Source organism: Streptomyces sp. AMJ-169 (assembly GCF_055597585.1).
Genome location: NZ_JBVLTJ010000001.1, coordinates 438,588 through 457,715, shown reverse-complemented (window position 1 = coordinate 457,715; position 19,128 = coordinate 438,588). Strand labels below are relative to the sequence as shown.

The 19,128-nt window shown below is 71.6% G+C and carries 15 protein-coding genes; 8 read left to right on the top strand and 7 right to left on the bottom strand.

Features of this window, described 5'->3' with window-relative positions:
* The first annotated feature begins 8 nt into the window (after positions 1–8).
* The 3 genes from ACYUD3_RS01875 to ACYUD3_RS01865 are packed head-to-tail and all read left to right on the top strand — an operon-like array spanning position 9 to position 2,627.
* Entirely contained in the window at positions 9–1,007 is a 999-nt protein-coding gene (locus tag ACYUD3_RS01875; protein ID WP_470962401.1) for an ABC transporter ATP-binding protein, read from the top strand.
* Positions 1,004–1,810, top strand: a complete 807-nt coding sequence (locus ACYUD3_RS01870) for an ABC transporter permease (protein ID WP_470962398.1) — start codon at positions 1,004–1,006, stop codon at positions 1,808–1,810. Before ACYUD3_RS01875 ends, ACYUD3_RS01870 begins: the two co-directional genes overlap by 4 nt.
* A 4-nt stretch (positions 1,811–1,814) precedes the next feature.
* Positions 1,815–2,627: an ABC transporter permease gene (locus ACYUD3_RS01865; RefSeq protein ID WP_470962395.1), complete on the top strand. Its 813-nt coding sequence runs from the start codon at positions 1,815–1,817 to the stop codon at positions 2,625–2,627.
* Between the two features lie 56 nt (positions 2,628–2,683).
* Here ACYUD3_RS01865 and ACYUD3_RS01860 read toward each other — a convergent pair whose 3' ends face one another.
* Complete coding sequence (locus tag ACYUD3_RS01860; RefSeq protein ID WP_470962392.1) at positions 2,684–3,961, bottom strand: MFS transporter; 1,278 nt, start codon at positions 3,959–3,961, stop codon at positions 2,684–2,686.
* Positions 3,962–4,044: 83 nt separating this feature from the next.
* Between ACYUD3_RS01860 and ACYUD3_RS01855 the strand changes: the two genes are divergently transcribed.
* A complete protein-coding gene (locus ACYUD3_RS01855; RefSeq protein ID WP_470962389.1) occupies positions 4,045–4,617 on the top strand; it encodes a TetR/AcrR family transcriptional regulator in 573 nt (190 codons plus the stop codon).
* A gap of 9 nt (positions 4,618–4,626) precedes the next feature.
* Here ACYUD3_RS01855 and ACYUD3_RS01850 read toward each other — a convergent pair whose 3' ends face one another.
* A complete protein-coding gene (locus tag ACYUD3_RS01850) occupies positions 4,627–4,995 on the bottom strand; it encodes a VOC family protein (RefSeq protein ID WP_470962386.1) in 369 nt (122 codons plus the stop codon).
* A gap of 67 nt (positions 4,996–5,062) precedes the next feature.
* On the opposite strand from ACYUD3_RS01850, the gene ACYUD3_RS01845 reads away from it, so the two are divergent.
* Complete coding sequence (locus ACYUD3_RS01845) at positions 5,063–6,457, top strand: hypothetical protein (RefSeq protein WP_470962383.1); 1,395 nt, start codon at positions 5,063–5,065, stop codon at positions 6,455–6,457.
* Between the two features lie 54 nt (positions 6,458–6,511).
* Here the strand turns inward: ACYUD3_RS01845 and ACYUD3_RS01840 are convergent, their stop codons facing one another.
* The gene (locus ACYUD3_RS01840) at positions 6,512–8,173 is read right to left on the bottom strand and encodes a DUF2264 domain-containing protein (protein WP_470962380.1); all 1,662 of its coding nucleotides are present in this window, start codon (positions 8,171–8,173) and stop codon (positions 6,512–6,514) included.
* A 92-nt stretch (positions 8,174–8,265) separates the two neighbouring features.
* Positions 8,266–9,303 (bottom strand): rhamnogalacturonan acetylesterase, encoded by a 1,038-nt coding sequence (locus ACYUD3_RS01835; RefSeq protein ID WP_470962377.1) that lies wholly within the window; start codon positions 9,301–9,303, stop codon positions 8,266–8,268.
* A 201-nt stretch (positions 9,304–9,504) separates the two neighbouring features.
* Here ACYUD3_RS01835 and ACYUD3_RS01830 point away from each other — a divergent pair, with 201 nt between their 5' ends.
* On the top strand, positions 9,505–11,184 hold the full coding sequence (locus ACYUD3_RS01830) for a rhamnogalacturonan lyase B N-terminal domain-containing protein (RefSeq protein WP_470962374.1): 1,680 nt from the start codon (positions 9,505–9,507) through the stop codon (positions 11,182–11,184).
* A gap of 81 nt (positions 11,185–11,265) precedes the next feature.
* On the opposite strand, the gene ACYUD3_RS01825 is transcribed toward ACYUD3_RS01830, so the two are convergent.
* Complete coding sequence (locus ACYUD3_RS01825; RefSeq protein ID WP_470962371.1) at positions 11,266–12,675, bottom strand: RICIN domain-containing protein; 1,410 nt, start codon at positions 12,673–12,675, stop codon at positions 11,266–11,268.
* A 248-nt stretch (positions 12,676–12,923) separates the two neighbouring features.
* Here ACYUD3_RS01825 and ACYUD3_RS01820 point away from each other — a divergent pair, with 248 nt between their 5' ends.
* The gene (locus ACYUD3_RS01820; protein ID WP_470962368.1) at positions 12,924–15,197 is read left to right on the top strand and encodes an autotransporter; all 2,274 of its coding nucleotides are present in this window, start codon (positions 12,924–12,926) and stop codon (positions 15,195–15,197) included.
* 233 nt (positions 15,198–15,430) lie between these two features.
* Here the strand turns inward: ACYUD3_RS01820 and ACYUD3_RS01815 are convergent, their stop codons facing one another.
* Positions 15,431–16,537, bottom strand: a complete 1,107-nt coding sequence (locus ACYUD3_RS01815; RefSeq protein WP_470962365.1) for an aminoglycoside phosphotransferase family protein — start codon at positions 16,535–16,537, stop codon at positions 15,431–15,433.
* Positions 16,538–16,546: 9 nt separating this feature from the next.
* Positions 16,547–17,962 carry an amino acid permease gene (locus ACYUD3_RS01810; protein WP_470962362.1) on the bottom strand — a complete coding sequence of 472 codons (1,416 nt, stop codon included), beginning with the start codon at positions 17,960–17,962 and terminating at the stop codon, positions 16,547–16,549.
* Positions 17,963–18,094: 132 nt separating this feature from the next.
* Here ACYUD3_RS01810 and mmuM point away from each other — a divergent pair, with 132 nt between their 5' ends.
* The gene (gene mmuM, locus ACYUD3_RS01805) at positions 18,095–19,024 is read left to right on the top strand and encodes a homocysteine S-methyltransferase (protein ID WP_470962359.1); all 930 of its coding nucleotides are present in this window, start codon (positions 18,095–18,097) and stop codon (positions 19,022–19,024) included.
* Positions 19,025–19,128 lie beyond the last annotated feature (104 nt).

Sequence of the window (19,128 nt, the reverse complement as noted above, 5' to 3'; positions counted from 1 at the left end):
CTCATCGCGTGAGCGTCAGTATCGAAGTGCGCGGTCTGACGCGCACCTTCCAGACCACCGTCAGACGGCCGGGCTTCGCGGGCGCGCTGCGTTCGCTGGTCAACCCGGAGCGGGCCGTGAAACACGCGGTGACCGACGTCTCCTTCGACGTCGCCGAGGGCGAACTCCTCGCGCTGCTGGGCCCGAACGGCGCGGGCAAGTCGACGACCATCAAGATGCTGACCGGCATCCTCACGCCGACCTCGGGCGAGGCCCGGGTGGCGGGCGTGGTCCCCTACCGGGAGCGCGAGCGCAACGCCCGTAACATCGGCGCGGTCTTCGGCCAGCGCACCCAGCTGTGGTGGGACCTGCCGGTGCGCGAGTCGTTCGCGATCCTGCGGGACATCTTCGAGGTGCCCAGGGCCGAACACGCGGCGCGGCTCGCGGAGTTCGACCGGCTGCTGGAGCTGTCGGCGTTCTGGGACACCCGGGTGCGCCATCTCTCCCTGGGCCAGCGGGTGCGCTGCGATCTGGCGGCGGCGCTGCTGCACGATCCGCCGGTGGTGTTCCTGGACGAGCCGACGATCGGCATGGACGTCGTCGTCAAGGAACAGGTCCGCGAGTTCCTGCGGCACCAGGTCGAACAGCGGGGCCGCAGCGTGCTGTTGACGACCCACGACATGAACGAGGTCGAGCGGCTGGCGGAGCGGGTGGTGCTGATCAACCACGGGCGGCTGGTCCTGGACGGCACGCTGGACGAGATCCGCCGTACGTTCGGCTCGACATGGCAGGTGAAGGTCACCCTGTCCGACCCGCACACGGAGATAACTCCCCTGCCGGGCATAGCGGTTGTCCAACACCAGGGCCCCCAGGTGGTGTTCGGCCCCGACGGCGTGGCCGCCCCGACCGTGCACCAGGCGCTCAAGGCCGTCATCGAGCGGTACGAGGTGACCGATGTCGCCCTGGAGGAGGCCGAGTTGGAGGACGTCATGCGGGCCGCCTACGTCCACGCGGGGGACGGGCGGTGAGCGGCGTGACGTACGCGTGGCGGGCCGCGCGGGTCACCCCGCTCGGGGAGCTGTACACCCCGCCGCGCATGACGGGGGCGCTGCTGCGGCTGGCCGTGCAGATCGTGCTGGTGGCGGCGCTGTGGCGGGGCCTGTACGCGCAGTCCGGGAGCACGGCGGGGCTCGACAGGGCGCAGGCGGTGACGTACGCGGTGCTGGCCGTGCTCAGTTCCCGGATCCGGGAGTTGGACCAGCACTCGGGCCGCGACACCGTGCAGCAGCATGTGCACTACGGGACGATCGTGTACTGGTGGCTGCGGCCGATGCCGCCGCGCCGCTACTACGCGCTGCGGGCGATCGGGGAGCAACTGTACGGTTTCTCCTGGGCGTTGCTGGGCTACGCGGTCTGTCTCGCGGCCGGGGTGGTGGAACCGCCCAAGTCCGCTGCCGTGGCAGGGGTGTTCGTGGTCAGCATGCTGCTCGGGCAGTGGGTGCTGTACTACGTCATGCTGGTCATCGACCAGTGGTGCTTCTGGGCGCTGCGCAACGGGGCGGCCGTGCTGATCCTGGTGTTCGCGCAGAATCTGCTGTCCGGGGTGTACGCGCCGCTGTGGTTCTTCCCCGACTGGTTCGTGACGCTCAGCTCCTATCTGCCGTTCCAGGCGACGCTGAGCGTGCCGCTCTCCTTGTACATCGGCCGTATCCCGCTCGCCGACGCCGGCTTCCAGCTCGCCGTGCAGGCCGGCTGGGTCGTCGCCCTGGCCCTGTTCACCCGGCTGCTGTGGGCGCGTGCCGCCCGCAGGGTCGTCGCCCAAGGAGGCTGACGGTATGGGCTCCGCATTGCGGGCGGCACGGATCGTATGGCGCATCACGCGGCTCAACTTCCGTGCGCAGATGGAGTATCGGGCCGAGTTCCTGCTGATGGTCGCGGTCGGCGCGATCTGGCAGATGGCGGTCATCGTGTTCGCGACGGTGCTGCTGACCCGGTTCAGCGGGATGGGCGGCTGGGACAGCCGGGACGTGCTGATGATCCCGGCCCTGCGGATGCTGGCGCACGGCCTGTTCGTCCTGTTCCTCGGCCGGATGCACGGCATGGGCCAGTTCGTGCAGGAGGGGAAGATCGAGGCGTACCTGCTGCGTCCGATGCCGGTGCACCGGCAGGTGCAGCTGGAGTACTTCCCGACCAACGCGATCGGCGACCTCACCGTCGCGGTGGCGCTGATGGCGGGCGCGCTCAGCCGCAGCCGGCTGGACTGGGACGCGGGCCGTATCGGCTATCTCGTCGCGGCCCTGCTGGGCGGGATGCTGTGGGAGGCGGCCCTGTTCACGCTGGTCGCGAGCGCGGCGCTGCGCTTCCCGGCGGCCGACTACTGGGGGCGCTGGCTGGAGGAACTCCTGGGTACGTTCGCCAGCTACCCCCTGAACGTCCTGCCCCGCACGGTCGGCGGCTTCCTCACGTTCGGGCTGCCGCTCGCGTTCGTCGCCTATCTCCCGGCGGCGGTGCTGACCGGGCACGGGCACGGGACGATCGTGCCGTACTGGCTGGCGGCGGTGTCGCCGCTGGTGGGGGTGGCCGCGTATGCGGGGGCGCGGGGGGTGTGGAAGTGGAGCCTGCGGCACTACATGGGGGTGAACGGGTGAACTGAGGTGGGGGCGGGGGGCGTTGGGGCCATTGGCTGTTGGCTACCGGCTGTTGGTTATCGGCGTCCCCTGATCGGGGTGGCGAGGGCGATCACGGCGAGGAGGGTGCAGGCCGCGCCGGCGAGGAGGCCGACGGGGGTGGTGCCGTGGTGTTCGGCGGCCCAGGTGAGGAGGGCGGCGCCGAGCGGGGCGGCGGCGTAGTGGAGGGTCCAGAACGCGGAGGTGACGCGGCCGAGGAGGTGTTCGGGGGTGACCTCCTGGCGCAGGGACATCGAGCAGGTGCCGGCGATCGCGACGGAGGCGAGGAAGAGGGCGGCGAGCGCGGCGACGAGCGGGACCGGCCGGGCCCAGCCGAGCCCGGCGACGGCGACCCCGGCCGCCGCGACGGACACCGTCCACACCGGACCGAACCCCAGCCGGCGGCGCAGCCGGGCGACGAGCAGCGACCCGGCGACCGTACCGAGCCCGCCGGCCGCCAGGACCGTCCCGACGGTGCCGTCGTCCTGGCCGAGGTCGTGCTTGAGGTGGTAGATGACCAGGTCGGTGAGGCCGAGGGTGAGGAAGCTGAAGAGGAAGAGGAGGGCGGTGAGGGTGCGCAGGACGGGGTGGCGGCAGAGGAAGCCGACGCCGGTACGGAGGTCCTGCCAGAGGTTCGCCCGGGCAGGGGTGCGGGGGACGGCTCCGGGCTCACCTCGGCTGTCGCCGTGGCTTTGGCCGACCGGCCGCAGCCGTACGACGGCCAGGCAGGCGGCGGAGACACCGAAGCTGGCGGCGTCGACGCCGACCGCCGCCGCGGGCCCCGTCCAGGCGGCGACCACCCCCGCGCCCAGCGGCCCGAGCACCCCCGCCGCCGCGGCCGTCGCGTTGAGCCGCCCGTTGGCCTCGGTGAGCTGTCCGGTGCCGACGAGTCCGCGCACGACGGTGACGTACCCCACCGCGAACAGCATCCCGATGGCCTCGCCGACCGGCAACACCACGTACAGCAGCCAGAGTTGGGGGCCGGCCAGCCAGACCAGCGGGATGAGTCCGTACAGCGCCATGCGGGCGAGGTCGCAGCCGATGAGCAGCTTGCGCCGGTCGACGCGGTCGACGACGGCGCCCGCGAAGACGGCCGCGACGACCGAGGCGGCGCCGCCGACCGCCGTCAGCAGGCCCATCTGCGCGACGGATCCGGTGAGTTGGAGGACGAGGAGGGGGAGGGCGACGAGGGCGAAGGAGTCGCCGAGGACGGAGAGGGTCTGGGCGAGCCAGAAGGTGCTGAAGTCGCGTTGGCGCCAGAGGGGTTGGGGGGTGGGGTCCGGTACGTGTCTGTCGCGCCGTGTCTCATACGCCATGGCGTGCTCTTTCCCCCCGGTGACCGGTTCTCGCCGTACGGCCTGGATAGCCTAGGGTTTTTCCCCGGGGACGAGGTGGTGTGGTGGCGCGGGCCGGAGTGACGGTGGAGCGGCTGGTCGCGGCGGCGGCCGAACTCGCGGACGAGGCGGGCTTCGAGAACGTCACCCTGTCCGCGCTGGCCCGGCGCTTCGGCGTGCGGGACGCGAGCCTGTACTCGCACGTCAGGAACCTCCAGGAGCTGCGCACCCGGCTCGCGTTCCGGGCGGGCGCCGAGCAGACCGACCTGATCGCGGCGGCGGTCGCGGGCCGCTCGGGCCAGGACGCGCTGCGGGCGTTCGCCGGCGCGTACCGCGCGTACGCCCTGCGCCACCCCGGCCGGTACGCGGCGACGCAGATCCGGATCGACCAGACCCTGGCCGCGAACTCCCCCGCCTTCCACCGCACCACCGAGATCACCTACGGCCTGCTCCGCGCGTACGGCCTCCAGGAGCCCGATCTCACCGACGCCGTACGCCTGTTGCGCAGCACCTTCCACGGTTACTGCGTCCTGGAGGCGGCCGGGGCGTTCGGGGCGGCGCGGGATGTCCAGGAGTCGTGGGAGCGGGCGGTGGACGCGCTGCACGTGGCGTTGGTCAACTGGCCGGGGGCGTCGTAGGAGGCCGGCTCAGTCCCGGCGTTCGGCGGCGCTGCGTTCGACGCAGAACTCGTTGCCCTCGGGGTCGGTCAGGACGGCCCAGCCGGTGCCGTCGGGGTTGCGGTGGTCGGCGATGAGGGTGGCGCCGAGGGCGAGGACGCGGGTGATCTCCTCGTCGCGGGTGCGGTCCTGGGGCTGGAGGTCGAAGTGGACGCGGTTCTTGGCGGTCTTGCCCTCGGGGACGAGGAGGAAGAGCAGGCCGGCGGACTCGATGAGGGCTTCGGGGTGGCCCGGGTGGTCGTCGTCGGCCAGGGGCTGGTCGAGGACCTGGGACCAGAAGGTGGCGAGGGTGTAGGGGTCGCGGGAGTCGATCGTGGTGTGCCGGATCAGTGAGGTCATACAGGGATTGTGGGGCACCGGGGGAATCAGGCGGCAACCCTTTTCCCGTCGGCGGCGACCACACGGCATGACAACCGCACCACACACCACCCCTCCCGCCCGGCACCGCCGTGTCCGCGCCGCCCGCAAGCCCTTGATCGGCGGGCTCGCGGCGGCGGGTGTCCTGGCCGGGGCCTGGTACGCCACCGCCGGCGCGGCGACGGTCGCCCCGAACCTGACGCCCACCAGCACGGCGGTCACCCTGTCCGCCAAGTTCCCTTATCTGTCGGCCGGTTACAACAACATGCGGGAGTGGACGCGGACGTCGACCGCGGTGGCCCCGAACGGCACGCTGCGGGTCGCCTGGCCGGCGGCGGACGGCGTCCACGTGACCCCGCTGACGGCGGCCGGGGCGCGTTCGGGCGCGGACACGGTCGTCAAGGGGGCGAAGGAGGTCGGCGGACTGGTCGCGCACGACGACGGGTTCGCGCTGCTGACCCGGGTCGCCGACACCAACAAGTGGAAGGAGACGGCGGCGGCGATCGTCCGCTTCACCGGCGGCAGACAGACCTGGTCGACGAAGCTCACCGGCACCGCGAGCCATGACACCGCCCCGCTGCTGGACGGCCAACTCACGTGGAACGGCAGCAAGTACGGCGCCTATTTCGTCGTCCACGGCGCGGGCGGTTTCGCGGACGGCCATTTCGGCGACAAGTTGGCGTACGTCAGCCCCAAGGGGGCGAAACTGGCCGGGGGTTGGGGCTGGGGATGCAGCCACAACGAGGGCATCGCCCTGCACGCCGAGCCCACCGGCGACTTCACCTCCCTCTGCTTCGACGACTGGCGTTCGGGCCTGTTCGTGTCCACCGGCATCGGCGCCCCCGACACCGCTCCGGTCGTGCAGCGCGAGCAGTGCTGGGCGGGCTACTGCGGCGGCACCTTCCCCGGCCGCACGGGGGACTTGGTGAAGTCCGCGACCGGCCGCTACGCGACGGCCTTCGCCTCCCGGGGCGCGGCGTCCGCGAAGAAGAACCCGGCCGACAGCAGCGGCCGGGGCTGGACGGTCACCCCGAAGACCAGCACCCACCAGGTGGCCGTGGCCTTCATGAACACCCGCAACTCGGCCCCCGGCAAGGCGACTTACCTGACGACGTCCCCGGGCACCGAGAACGTCAACGTCCACCTCGCCCCCTACGGCAAGGACCGCCTCCTCGTCTCCTGGGAGTCCCTCTCCACCCCCAAGTGCGCCTCCGGCACCTGCACCGGCACCTTCACCGGCACCCACTTCCGCCTCATCGACTGGACGGGCAAGCCGCAGGGGTCGGACAAGGTGGTCCCGACCCGGGTGACGGGCGACGTGGCTGTCCTGAAGGACGGGACTCTGACCTGGGCGTACGCTCCGGTGACGCCGTCGTATTCGACGCCGCTGAACGGGGGGTCGCCGACTGCTACTACTTTGCGGGTGGGTCGGTTGAAGCCGTGAGATGACGGCTCGGCCCCCTGTCATCGGGGGGCCGTCCGGGGTCAAGGGTCGTTTCTACGCGGTCGGTTCGACCACGACCCCGTCCGCCCCGATCCGTACCGTCCGTTCGGCGCCCCCCGTCCAGCGGACCGTGAACTCCCGCTCGCCGAGGATCTCCACCGCCACCAAGTCGGTCAGTTCGGGGGGATTCGGGTCGGCGGTGAGGCGGGAGAGGGCTATGTGGAGGGTGGGGGTCGGGGGCAGCAGGGTGAGGGATGAGTGGAGGCCTGGCGGGTGGGGCCAGGCCGTGATGTCGATCTCGGCGTTCTCTGGGGGTGAGTCGATGTGGAACGCCCTTACCTCCGCCGCCCCTTGGGCCAGGACGACGCTCGTGACGCGGAGGCCGGAGGGTGTGGTGTGGCGGGAGGCCGCCCAGTCCTTGCCCACGCCCAGGGGTTCGATGCCGGTGCGGGTGGCGTCGGTGGAGATGAGGATGCTGTTGTCGGGTACGTCGGCGGACGGGGTCGTCGCCGTGGAGTACGCGAGGCGCGTGTAGTACGGGTCGTAGCGGGTGTCCTCGCTGCCGTGGTTGTGGAGGCGGACGATGCCGTCCGAACTCGTCGACTGGAGGAGCCAGTTGGGGGCGGACAGCGGGGTCGTCGCGTCTTCGCGTTCCGCGGGGGACGGCGACTCCGGTGCCGTCCAGACCTCGTGGTCGGGCGGGAGGAGGAGGCCGAGGAATGCCTTGCTGGCCCAGTAGGGCGACGCCGGGCCCGAATAGCCTTGCAGGACTTGAGAGTTGGGTCCGTGCCAGCCGAGGGTCAGGAGGCCTTCGGCGTTCACCGCGCCCCGGTCCAGGAAGTACTTGAGGGCGCCCGAGGCTAGGCGGCGGGTCTCGCCGGGCGGGAGCGGGGTGCGGCCGGTGAGGGCGCCGAGCCAGAGGGGGGCCGTCGTCGCGAACCGGTAGGTCAGGGAGCGGCCTTGATGCAGGGGGGCGCCGTCGGCGCCGAACAGGCGGGCGTAGTCGGCGAGATGGCGTTCCAGGCGGGTGCCGTAGACCTCCAGAAGGCGGGTGTCCTCCGCCAGCCACGCGTGCAGGACCGGGTAGAGGTGCATGGCCCAGCCGTTGTAGTAGTCGAACTTGCGGCCGTCGCCGTCGGTGTACCAGCCGTCGGCGACGTACCACTTCTCGATGTTCGCGAGGCCCCGTTCGACCGCCGCGCGGGCGGCCCGCGGCTCGTGGCCGACCGACTCCAGGAAGCCGCCGACCGTGACCGGGAACAACTCCCAGTTGCAGGGCCAGGGTTGGGCCGTCAGGGCGTCCGAGAGCCAGGCCGCCGCGCGCTGTCGGACCTTGTCGTCGAGGCGGTCCCACAGGAGGGGGCGGGTCAGGCGCAGGGCGAGGGCGATCGACGCCGCCTCGACGAGGGGCTGGCTGCGGTCCTCGATACGCGGCCACACCCCCGCCGTGCCGGCCGCGAGGCCGTCGGCGTACCGCCCGAGCGCGCTCTCGTCGCGACGGAACGCGGCCAGCAGCAGGGTGCGCGCGTACCCTTCAAGACCGTCGGAGAGCCGGCCCGACCAGCTCTCGCGGTCGCCGGGGAAGTGGTACAGCGCGCGGTCCTCGCTGGCGTACGGCTCCGTCGCGGCGAGCAGCGCGTCGGCCGCCGCCTCCCAGTGGGCGCGGGTGTATCCGGTCAGCGGGCTGAGGGTGCGGTCGGGCGGGGGGAGGTGCATCGGCGGGGGTCCTTCGGGTGACGGCAACTGGGTTCACGGAGGCAGGGCGGCTCGTACGCGGCAACTCCCTTACGAGTCAACCCTGTACGCCCTCACCCCGCCCTCACCACCCCCGCCGGCACCAACCCCTGCCCCCTCAACTCCTCCCGCACCAGCCCCGCATACACCGTCGCCCCATGCACCGACGTATGCGTGTTGTCCCGCTTCTCGTTGTACAGATAGATCGCCTTGGACCCCTCCGGCCCCAACTCCTCCACCAGCGCCTTGGTCTTGGCCGTGAGGTCGATCAGCGGGACGCCCTCGGCGGCGGCGACCGAGCGGATCACGGCCGGATGGTCGACGCCAAGTCCGTTGACCAGCAAGGCGGTTCCGTTGTTCAGCGTGCCGTCCGCGTTGAACCAGCGCCGTACGATCGGCGTGACGAGGACCGGTTCGCCGTGCCGGGCCCGTACGCCCGCCACGAGGGTCTCCAGGTTCGCCCGGTACGTCGCCTCGTCGGTCGTCTTGTCGTTGTGCGCGAGCTGGATCAGGACCAGATCGCCGGGGCGGATCAACGGCTGGACGGTGGCCCAGAGTTGAGGGTTGCTCAGATAGGTGACCGTACTCTCCCCGGAATCCGCGTAGTTGGCGACGGAGATCCCCTTCCGCAGGTACTGGGGCAGCTGTTGGCCCCAGCCGGAGTAGGGGTCGCCGGGCTGGTCGCAGACTGTGGAGTCACCGATGAGGAGGAGCTGGCGGGCATGCCGGGCCGGGGTCACCGAGATGCCGGCGAGGGCGGGGGCCGCGCCGCCGAGGGCGAGGTCGAGTCCGGGGGTTCCATCGGGTCCGGTCGGTTCGCCTTCCGGGGTACGGACGTTGACGGTGAAGCTGCGGACCGCCCGCTCACCGGCCGCGACGAGCGTCTCCGGGAGCAGGGCACGCCGGGTCTCCCCGGAGACGCTGGTGGCGGAGGCCGCGTCGCCGCCGAGGAGGAGCTTCACGTCGTACGTGCCCGGCGGGACGTCGAAGTGGCAGGCGGTCGCGGTGCAGTGGGCCAACTGCCCGCGCCCGCCGTGTGCTTGGGCAGGTCCGGCGGCCAGTACGCCGCTCATCGTCACCGCCGCCAGCAGGGCGATGTTGAAACGTCTCACTCGCTGCTCCTCCGTCACATGACAAGGTCCGGCGGCAGGACCGTACCCCCTCGGGCAAGCGCTTTCTAGACCCCGTTCCCATTTCCTACGACTACCAATTCCAGGGAGACGAAAGCCCTTTCGCGAAATCGATTCAACTGTCACTCTGCCCACGCAGCACCCGCACCCGCACCCGTAAGCACCTCCCGAAGGAGGCCCCCCATGTCCGAGTCCGCCCAACTCCCCGTCGGCCGCCGCGCGTTCGTCCTCGGCGCCGCCGCGGCGGCCGGTACCGCCGCACTCGCCGGACCGCTCGCCGCCCCGGCGGCGGCCGCGGGGTTCGGCTGGAGCGACGACGGCTCCAACTACGTCGTCGACACCGGCGCGAATCTGGTCTTCAAGGTCAGCAAGACCAACGGCGACCTGACGTCCCTGGTCTACAAGGGCACCGAGTACCAGGGCTACGGCGGCAAGAACTCGCACGTCGAATCGGGCCTCGGCACCTCGACGGTGACGATCGGCCAGTCCGGTTCGACGATTCTGATCTCCGTCACGTACGGCACGCTGAAGCACTACTACGCGGCCCGCAGCGGCGAGAACAACGTCTACCTGTGGACCAACAAGGCCGACAGCTCGGTCTCCGCGACCCGCTACATCGTGCGCGTCAAGGCGGGCCTGTTCCTCAACGACGAGCCGGATTCCTACACTTACGCGCCGACCACCATCGAGGCGTCGGACGTGTTCCAGAAGTCCGACGGGCAGACCCGCTCGAAGCACTACTCGAAGCTGCGGGTCTGCGACTACGACTACATCGGCTGGACGGCCGGCGGCGTCGGCCTGTGGGTCGTGCGCAGCAACCACGAGAAGGCGTCCGGCGGCCCGTTCTACCGCTCGCTGCTGCGCCACCAGAGCGCGGACGGCGGCGGCCTGTACGAGATCCTGTACTACGGCCAGAACCAGACGGAGAGCGAGCGGTACGGCCTCCAGGGCCCGTACGTCATCGCGCTCACCGACGGCGGCGCGCCCTCCTCCTCGCTGTACTCCGCCAACCTCACGACGGCGTGGGCGGATTCGCTCGGCATCTCCGGGTACGTCGCGGCGGGCGGCCGGGGCCGGGTCGCGGGCGTCGGCATCACCGGCCGCAACACGGCGTTCCCGTACACCGTCGGGCTCGCCAACTCGGCGGCGCAGTACTGGGGTTCGGCCCGCTCCTCGGACGGCTACTTCTCCATCACCGGAGTCCTGCCGGGGACGTACACGTTGACCGTGTACAAGGGTGAACTCGCCGTCTACACCTCGTCGGTGGCGGTGAGCGCGGGCGGGACGACCACCCTCAACAGCATCGCCCTCCCGTCGTCCAACGATCCGTCAAATGCCGGTGCGATCTGGCGGATCGGGGACTGGAACGGGGCGCCGACTGGGTTCAAGAACGCCGACCTGATGACGTACGCGCACCCCTCGGACGTGCGGGCCGCCGCCTGGACGGGCAATGTGGTGATCGGCGGCGGCAGCGAGACGTCCGCCTTCCCCTGCTATCTGTGGAAGGACGTCAACAGCGGGATCATCGTGTACTTCAAGCTGACGGCCGCGCAGGCCGCCGCCGCGCACACGCTGCGCATCGGGGTGACGACGGCTTACGCGAACGGCCGGCCGCAGGTCGTCGTCAACGACTCCTGGACGTCGGCGATCCCGTCGCCGCCGACCCAGCCGAGCACCCGGTCGCTCACCAACGGCTCGTACCGGGGCAACAATTACACGTTCACGTACAGCGTCCCGGCGAGCGCGTGGCTGACCGACACCAGCCAGTACAACACGCTCAGGATCAACATCGTGAGCGGGTCGGGGACGACCGGGTTCCTCAGCGCGGGGACCGCGATCGACGCGATCGACCTGCTGGCGTGAGCGTATGAGGAGGGGGCCGGGCCGGGGGTACGCTCCCGGACCGGCCCCCTCCTCATGAAGTGTCCTTCAGCTGACGCTGGCTCAACTGCCGCGTGTCCACTGCTGGTTGGTCCCGCCGTTGCACGTGTACGTGATGACCGCCGCCGAGTTGTCCGCGGAGGCCCCGTTCACGTCCAGGCACTCCCCGCTGGCCCGGGACTTGATAAGCGAGTAGCTGCCGGAGGCGGTGACGCTCCACTGCTGGGTCGTCGCGCTGCCGCAGTTCTCCTGCGTGACGCTGCTCGCGTTCTCCTGGAGGCACAACGAGCTCTGGCGGCCGACGAGTTGGTAGTAGCCGGTGCCGAGGTCCTTGAACCACCACTTCTGGTTGCCGCCGCTGTTGCAGGTGTACTGGCTGATCGCGACGCCGGTCAGGAGGGACTGGTTGGGGACGTCCGCGCACTTCGAACTGTGCCGCGCCACAAGGGTGTTGTAGGTGGCGCTGGTCCCGCTGACGGTCCCGGCCGCCGCGTCGACCGTGATCTCCGGGTACCAGGACATCGACATCGAGGTGCTGCTGGGGAAGGTCAACGGCAGCCACACGTAACGGGAGTCGTTGACGGTCCCGCCGAAGGAGTTGCCCCAGCGGTCGCCCATGTAGAGGTACGAGGTCCCCGAAGTCCCTTGCACGGGAAGGACGTACGCGGTCTGGGAGCCGTACGCGGTGGAGTCGCCGACGTTGGTCATCGCCGACCAGGGGCCGGCCAGGCTGGTGGCGGTGGCGTACTGCTGCTGGTTGGCGCTCCAGCCGGTGGCGCCCGAAGTCAGCATGAAATAGACGCCGCCCCGCTTGAAGAGGGCCGGCGCCTCGCGGTGGCCGCCCGCCCAGGGGTTGGCGACGAGGCTGTCGATCCCGGTGTAGTCGGCCGTCAGCCGGTAGATCTGGAGGTCGTAGTTCTCGTTGGCCGCCGACACCATGTAGCCGGTGCCGTCGGTGTCCACGAACGCCGTGATGTCACGGGACATGTACTGGCCGAGGGGGCGGAAGCTGCCCTGGTAGCTGTAGTCGCCGTCGACCGTGTCGGAGACGGCGACCGCCGCGCGGGCCTCGCCGTAGTCGACGCCGTTCTCCTTGTGCATCCACATCACGAACTTGCCGGTGGAGGCGTTGTAGATGACCTTCGGGCGCTCGATGAAGGCGGTGCCCAGCTCCGTCGCGCTCGACTGGGTCAGGACGCGGTTCCTGAACTCCCAGGTCTTCAAGTCCGTTGAGCGGTAGGCGTCTACGGACTTGAAGGTGTTGTCGGAGTTGCGGTCCTCGCCGAACCAGTAGTAGTAGGAGCCGACTTTGATGACACCGCCGCCGTGGGCATGGACCACATTGCCCGAAGTGTCGGTGAACTGGACGCCGTTGGCGAGCGTCTGGGGGGCCGCCGCCGCGGGTCCGGCCGTGACCAGGGCGCCGGCGAGGGCCGTACAGAGGGCTATCAGGACCGCGTATACACGTCTCATCTCACGCAATCTCCTTGCCGCGTTCGACGGTGCGAACAGAACATGACATTCCGAACGCCGAAAAGGTAAGGGCGTGTTACCGGCAGGTCAACGGGTCTGACGTGACACTGGTGAAACCCTTTCTCAAACGCTTAGGAAAGGGGTCTTTTGAACACCCCGTGAGACAGGGCCGGTTGGAGGGCGGGCCGGGGCTGGAGGGCCGGCCCGGTTTTCTGTTATCGCCGGCCGCCCGCCCCCGTCTCCCCCGCGTGCGCAGCCCCCTCCCCACCGCAGCCGCGACCGCCCTCGCCCTGGCCGTCCTCGCCGTCTCCGCTCCCCCGGCCACGGCCGCGGGCCCCCGGGACATCACCGCCGAGGTCCTCACGGACCGGGACGTCACCCTGGCCGGCGACAGCGTGCTCACCGTCCCGGCGGGGACGACGACGTACGACGGCGTCCTCACCGGCACGGGCACGCTCACCGTGCGCGGCGCCGGGACGCTCGTCCTCACCAGGGACAGCGACTTCACGCTCCCGCCGGACCGGCAGCGCCAGTCGGTGCGCACGCAGGGCGGCAACCACCCGTACACGACGGTCACCCACCCCGACCCGCCCGCGATCACCGTCGCCCGCGGCGCGACCCTCCAGTACGGCACCGGCGGCGCCACCGGCCTGATCGGCCACTTCCCCTACGACACCCCCGGCTACCGGCTCAACCAGCTCAACGTCCGCGTCGACGGCACCCTGCGGCTCTCGCTGACCCGGGTCTTCAACATCGGTACGATCAGCGGGTCCGGCCTGGTCACGCAGCCGCGCGGGATGTGGGGCACCCTCGATCTCGCGGGCACCCACCCCTTCTCCGGCGTCATCGACAACGGCACCGGCATGGCCGCCGGCCGCCCCGAGTTCCCCGTCGCCCTGCCGAACGCGCGGGCCATTCTCAACCAGGGCTCCTGGATCATCGACACCCCGCTGAACCAGACCGTCACCCTGCGCCAGGACTTCTACGAACGGGCCTACGGCAGCGACGTCAACGTCCATACCCGGCCCGGCAGTTCGGTCGTCCTCACCGGCCAGTACGGCTACACCGACCAGGGCGGCGACACGGACCCGTCCCTCAGCGACCCCGGTCTCAACTGGCGGGCGATTCCGCACCAGTTGAACAAGCGCGGCACCAACATCGAGGGCGCGGACGTCCATTGGGGCGACGGCACCACGCGCCGCGTCTTCCTGCCGGGGACCAAGGACACCGTGTACATCAACCTCCATGAGGCGAGCGGGCGCCGGTCCCGGCTCACCTTCGACTACGCGGGCCCGGTCACCCTGGGCGCCCCGATCGGCGGCGGCCGTTACCACGACACGCTGGCGGCGCCGGGCGCCGGTGACGTGGTGATCGCCGGGCGGCGCGGCAACGACGTCACCTTCGCCGCCGCCCAGTACTACGACGGCTCCACGACCATCGGCACCGGCGCCGTCCTGCGGCTGGGCTCGGGCAGCGCCGACGGCTCCCTCCTCACCGGCACCGACCGGCGGCGCGTCCTGAACGACGGCACCCTGATCGTCCGCAACACCAAGACGCCGATCTCCCTGTCCCGGCTCGGCGGCAGCGGCTCCCTCGTCCAGTCGGGCACCGCGACGACGACGCTTACGGGCCCCTTCGTGACGTACACCGGAACGACGACGGTCACCAAGGGCACCCTCGCCCTCGCGGACGGGGCCTCGCTCGCCAACAGCCGGGTGATCAGCGTGAGTTCGGGGGCGCGGCTCAACACCGGGGGGAAGGCGCTGCGGGTGGCGGGGACGCTGGACGGGGCGGGGGCCGTGCGGGGGGCTGTGGCCAACGAGGGGGTTGTGGCGGGGGAGTTGGTGGTGAGCGGGGACTATACGCAGGGGGTGCGGGCGCAACTGGTCGCGGGGGAAGGGCCGTTGCGGGTCGGGGGGCGGGTGCGGCTGGCGGGGGGCCTGGATCTGTCGGGGCTCGGGGACAGCGGCAGCGGCAGCGGCAGCGGCAGCAAGGGTGCCGGGTCCGGCGCGGGCATCAACCCCGGCGGCCGGCCCACCGCAGGCTCCGGCGCGAGCATCGACCCCGGCGACCGGCCCACCGCCGGCTCCGGCTCCACCCTGTCCGCCGCCGCCCGCGAGATCACCCTCCTCGACAACACCGGCCGCACCCCCGTCGCCGGCACCTTCGACGATCTCCCCGAGGGCACCGCCGTGCGGCTCGGCGAGACCGTCTACCGGATCAGCTACCGGGGCGGCGACGGCAACGACGTCGTCCTCACCGAGACGAAGAACGCCCCCTCGGCGGCGGCCGGACAGACCCCGCAGGCACACGGCGGCACGTCCGCCGAAGCCCCCCGCATGACCGCCGCCGAGAGCGGGGCGTTCGGATGGTGGCCGTACGTCCTGGCGCTCGGCCTGCTGGGCGGACTTGTGGTCCCGGCGACGCTGCGGCGCAGGGAGAGCGAGGCCGGCCGGGGACCTCGCGGGGGCGGGCGGCACGCGGCGGGGAGGGGCAAGCAGCGGACGACGGAAGCAGATTGACGCGCCGTCACATTAAGCCGCTCAGCCCCGACTTGGCGCTCAGCACCGACTTGGCCCAGCTGCGCCGACCGGGCCCGCCGCAGCTCCCCGCCGAGCCGAGAACCCGCCGCAGCCCCGCCGAGCCGACCGAGCCGAGAACCCGCCGCAGCCCCACTAAGCCGCGAAGCCCGCCACAGCGCCGGAGCCCCCGCAACCCCCGCCGGAGGCCCCCGCACCCCCCGCCGGAGGCCCCCTCACCCCCCACTAGGCGCCCCCGAAAACCCCACCTCCACCGCCAGCCCCCGCGCCTCCTGCGCCCAGTCCGCCAGGAACGCCAGCGCCAACCCCCGCTCCCGGTATCGGAGTTCCGCCGACACCGTCCGGCTCCCCCCGTAGTCCAGCTGCCGCTCCCCCGCCCGCGCCAGCATCGCCCCGGTCAGCCAGTCGTACTTGACGGCCGACGCGCACACCCCGAGCCGTACGAGGCGTTCGTCGCCGTGCCAGCCGCTCTCGCGTAAGCCGCGGAGGTAGGCGTCGTAGGCGGTGGCGGCGAGGACGGGGAGGCGGGCGGCGGGGAAGAAGAGGTCGAAGACCGCTTCAGGGAGGTAGTTACCGAGGTCCTCGCCGAGCGCGCCGTCCCCGGCGAACGCCCAGTCGAGGACGACCGAATCCCGTTCGTGGGCACGGACGTTGGCGGGCCACATGTCGAGATGGCAGAAGGCGCGCGGGAGTTGCTCCATGACGTCGAGGAACCACTCGCGGTCGTGGTGCAGCCGGAGCATGGCGGGGCGCAGCCGGGGCGGGAAGTGGTCGCGGACGAGGGGCTGTTGCCAGGCTTCGGAGTCGTCGAGGAGTTCCTGTCCCGGAAGGTCGCCGGAGATGTGGTGGCGCAGGAAACGGTGGCTGAGCCAGGGTTCGTCGACCGGCGCCACCGCTGCCTGGGCGCGGCCGAGCCGGCGGGCGTGCGCGATGTGCCGGTCGAGCGGCCAGGAGGTGGCGGGGTCGCCGGGGACGTCCTCCAGCCAGAGCGCGGTGTCACCGTCCGCGCGCTCGACGCGGGCCAGCAGGCGGGGTGCGCGGATGCCGTACGGCGTCCAGACGGCGGCGAGCCCGGAGTCGTACACATGGGCCTCGCGGCGCCAGTAGTTCCAGTGCCGGGGGTCGTCCGAGGCGGGCCGGCGGCCGTCCGTGCGCTTGGTGCGGGTGAGGAGCTTGAGCACGGCCGAACGGTCGCCGCGCTCGACCCGCCAGACCCCGGCGGTGACGCCGTTGCCGGGGTTATGGACAAGGGGTTCGACGGCGAGCCGCCCCCGGCCGAGGACATCGCGGGCCTCTTCTTCGATGACAGCGCTGTCAGTCACCAGGTCAGGCTAGGCGGGGCGGGCCTCGGGCTCGGGGGCCTTCGGGGAAACCGGCGTGGCCTCCGGTCCCTCCTGGCGGCCCCGCAGCCACACGTACACCGGGATGCCCGCGAACAGGAACAGCACGCCCTGGTACACGGCCGCGTAGCCGGCGCCGGCGATCAGCCAGAACGAGAAGGCGAACGACAGGGCGGCGACCAGGAGATCGCGGATCAGCCCGGCGGGGCGGACCCGTTCACTCGTCCCGCGTGCCAGCCAGTACAACTGGGCGGCGGCGGACAGGAGATAGGGCACGCAGCCGGTGAACGTCGTGATGAGGACGAGGACTCGGAACGTGGTGTCGGGCCCCGCCGTGTAGTTGAGGCCGATGAGCGCCGTGCCGAGGACGGCGACCGCCCACACCCCGAACCCGGGCACCCCGCCCTTGCCGACCTTCGCGAACGGCTTCGGGAACAGCCCGTCGAGCGCGGCGGCGTACGGCATCTGCGCGGCGAGCAGGATCCAGCCGTTGAGGCAGCCGACGATGGAGGCGACGGCGACCAGCGCGATGGCGGTGCCGCCCCAGTGGCCGCCGGTGACCGCGTTCACCGCGTCGGCGAACGGCGCCCCGGACGTGACGAGTTGATCGTGCGGGACGAGTCCGAAGACGGCGACCGTGCCGAGGAGGTAGACGAGCGCGGAGGCCAGCGTGCCGAGGACGCTCGCGCGGCCGACGTTGCGCTCCGGGTCCTCGACCTCGCCCGCGCTGACGGCCGCCGACTCCACCCCGAGGAAGCTGTACAGCAGCAGCGCGGCGGAGGCGGCGAGCGCCCCGGGGACGCTGTCGCCGGTGGCGTTGAAGGGACCGAAGTTGTCGGTGTCGATGAAGAACAGACCGACGGTGGCGACCAGCAGGAGCGGCACGAATTTGAGGACCGTGGACACGATCTGGACCGTCCCGACCCACCGCGTGCCCGCGAAGTTCGCGGCGGCCGGCAGCCAGAGCGCGGCGACGGCGACGAGCCCTTCGAGGGCGTGGTCGCCGTGCAGGGGGATCAGTACGTCGACGTAGCCGACGACGGCGACGGCGAGCGCGGCGATGCTGACCCAGCACATCGTCCAGTACGACCACGCCGACAGGAACCCGGCGAACGGGCCGAAGGCGTCGCGGGGGTAGACGTAGAGGCCGCCGGTGACCGGGCTGCGGCGGGCGAGCCGGCCGAAGAGGAGGGCGAGCAGGACGGCGGCGACGGACAGGACCACGAAGGCGAGGAGGCTGACCGTGCCGTAGGGGGCGACGGCGGAGGGCAGCGCGAAGATGCCGCCGCCGATGATGTTGCCCATCACGAGGGCGGTGGCGGCGGCCAGGCCGAAGGTGCGGCGCCGGGCGGGCGGAGCGGGGGCGGCAGCCTTGGCGGGAGCTTCGGGGGTGTCGGCGGATGTCATCGGCTCGTGGGCTTCCGTTGGGGTGAGCGGCGGGGAGGGCGTGATCGTATCCCCGCATCCCACATCGTGGGCGATTCGTTCACACGCCGGACACATTCGGCCGTCTACAGGTGCTTCGACTAGCGTCAAGGCATGACCAGCGACACGTTCCCCCCGCTCGCCGAGGCTCTGGCCGCCTCCGCCGTCGTCCTGGACGGCGGGATGTCGAACCAACTGGAGTCCGCCGGGCACGACTTGAGCGACGAGCTGTGGTCGGCGCGGCTGCTGGCGCAGGCGCCGGAGGCGATCGTCCAGGCCCATCTCGCCTACTTCCTCGCGGGCGCCGACGTGGCGATCACCGCGAGTTACCAGGCCACGTTCGAGGGGTTCGCCAAGCGCGGCATCGGCCGCGAGCGGGCGGCCGAACTCATCGCGCTGAGCGTGGAGTTGGCCCGCGAGGCGATCGAGCAGGCGCGGGACCTCGGGTTCGTGAACCCGCTGTACACGGCCGCCTCGGTGGGCCCGTACGGCGCGATGCTCGCGGACGGCTCCGAGTACCGGGGCCGGTACGGGCTGAGCGTCGCCGAGCTGGCGGAGTTCCACCGGCCGCGCCTTGAGGTGCTGGCCGCCGCCGGACCCGACGTGCTGGCCCTGGAGACGGTCCCGGACACCGACGAGGCGGAGGCGCTGCTCGGCTGCCTGCCCGGGCTCGGGGTGCCGGCCTGGCTGTCGTACAGCGTCGAGGGCGGGCGGACGCGGGCCGGGCAGCCGTTGGAGGAGGCGTTCGCGCTGGCCGCCGGCGTGGACGAGGTGATCGCGGTCGGGGTGAACTGCTGCGCGCCGGAAGATGTCGCGGGCGCGGTGGAGACGGCGGTGCGGGTGACGGGGAAGCCGGTGGTGGTGTACCCCAACAGCGGCGAGGGCTGGGACGCTAACTCCCGTTCCTGGAAGGGGAGTTCGTCGTTCGCGCCGGAACAGGTGGAGGGCTGGCGGGCGGCCGGGGCGCGGCTGATCGGGGGCTGCTGCCGGGTGGGTCCCCAGGCGATCGACTCGATCATGCGGACGCTTGCGCGGGCGTCGTAGGCGCCGGGCGGAGCGGTCGTAGGCGCCGGGCGGGCCGGTCCGGGGCACGCCCCGCGCCCGACGCCCCGCCCCATTTCCCCGCCCCGCGCCCCCACCCCGCCCGA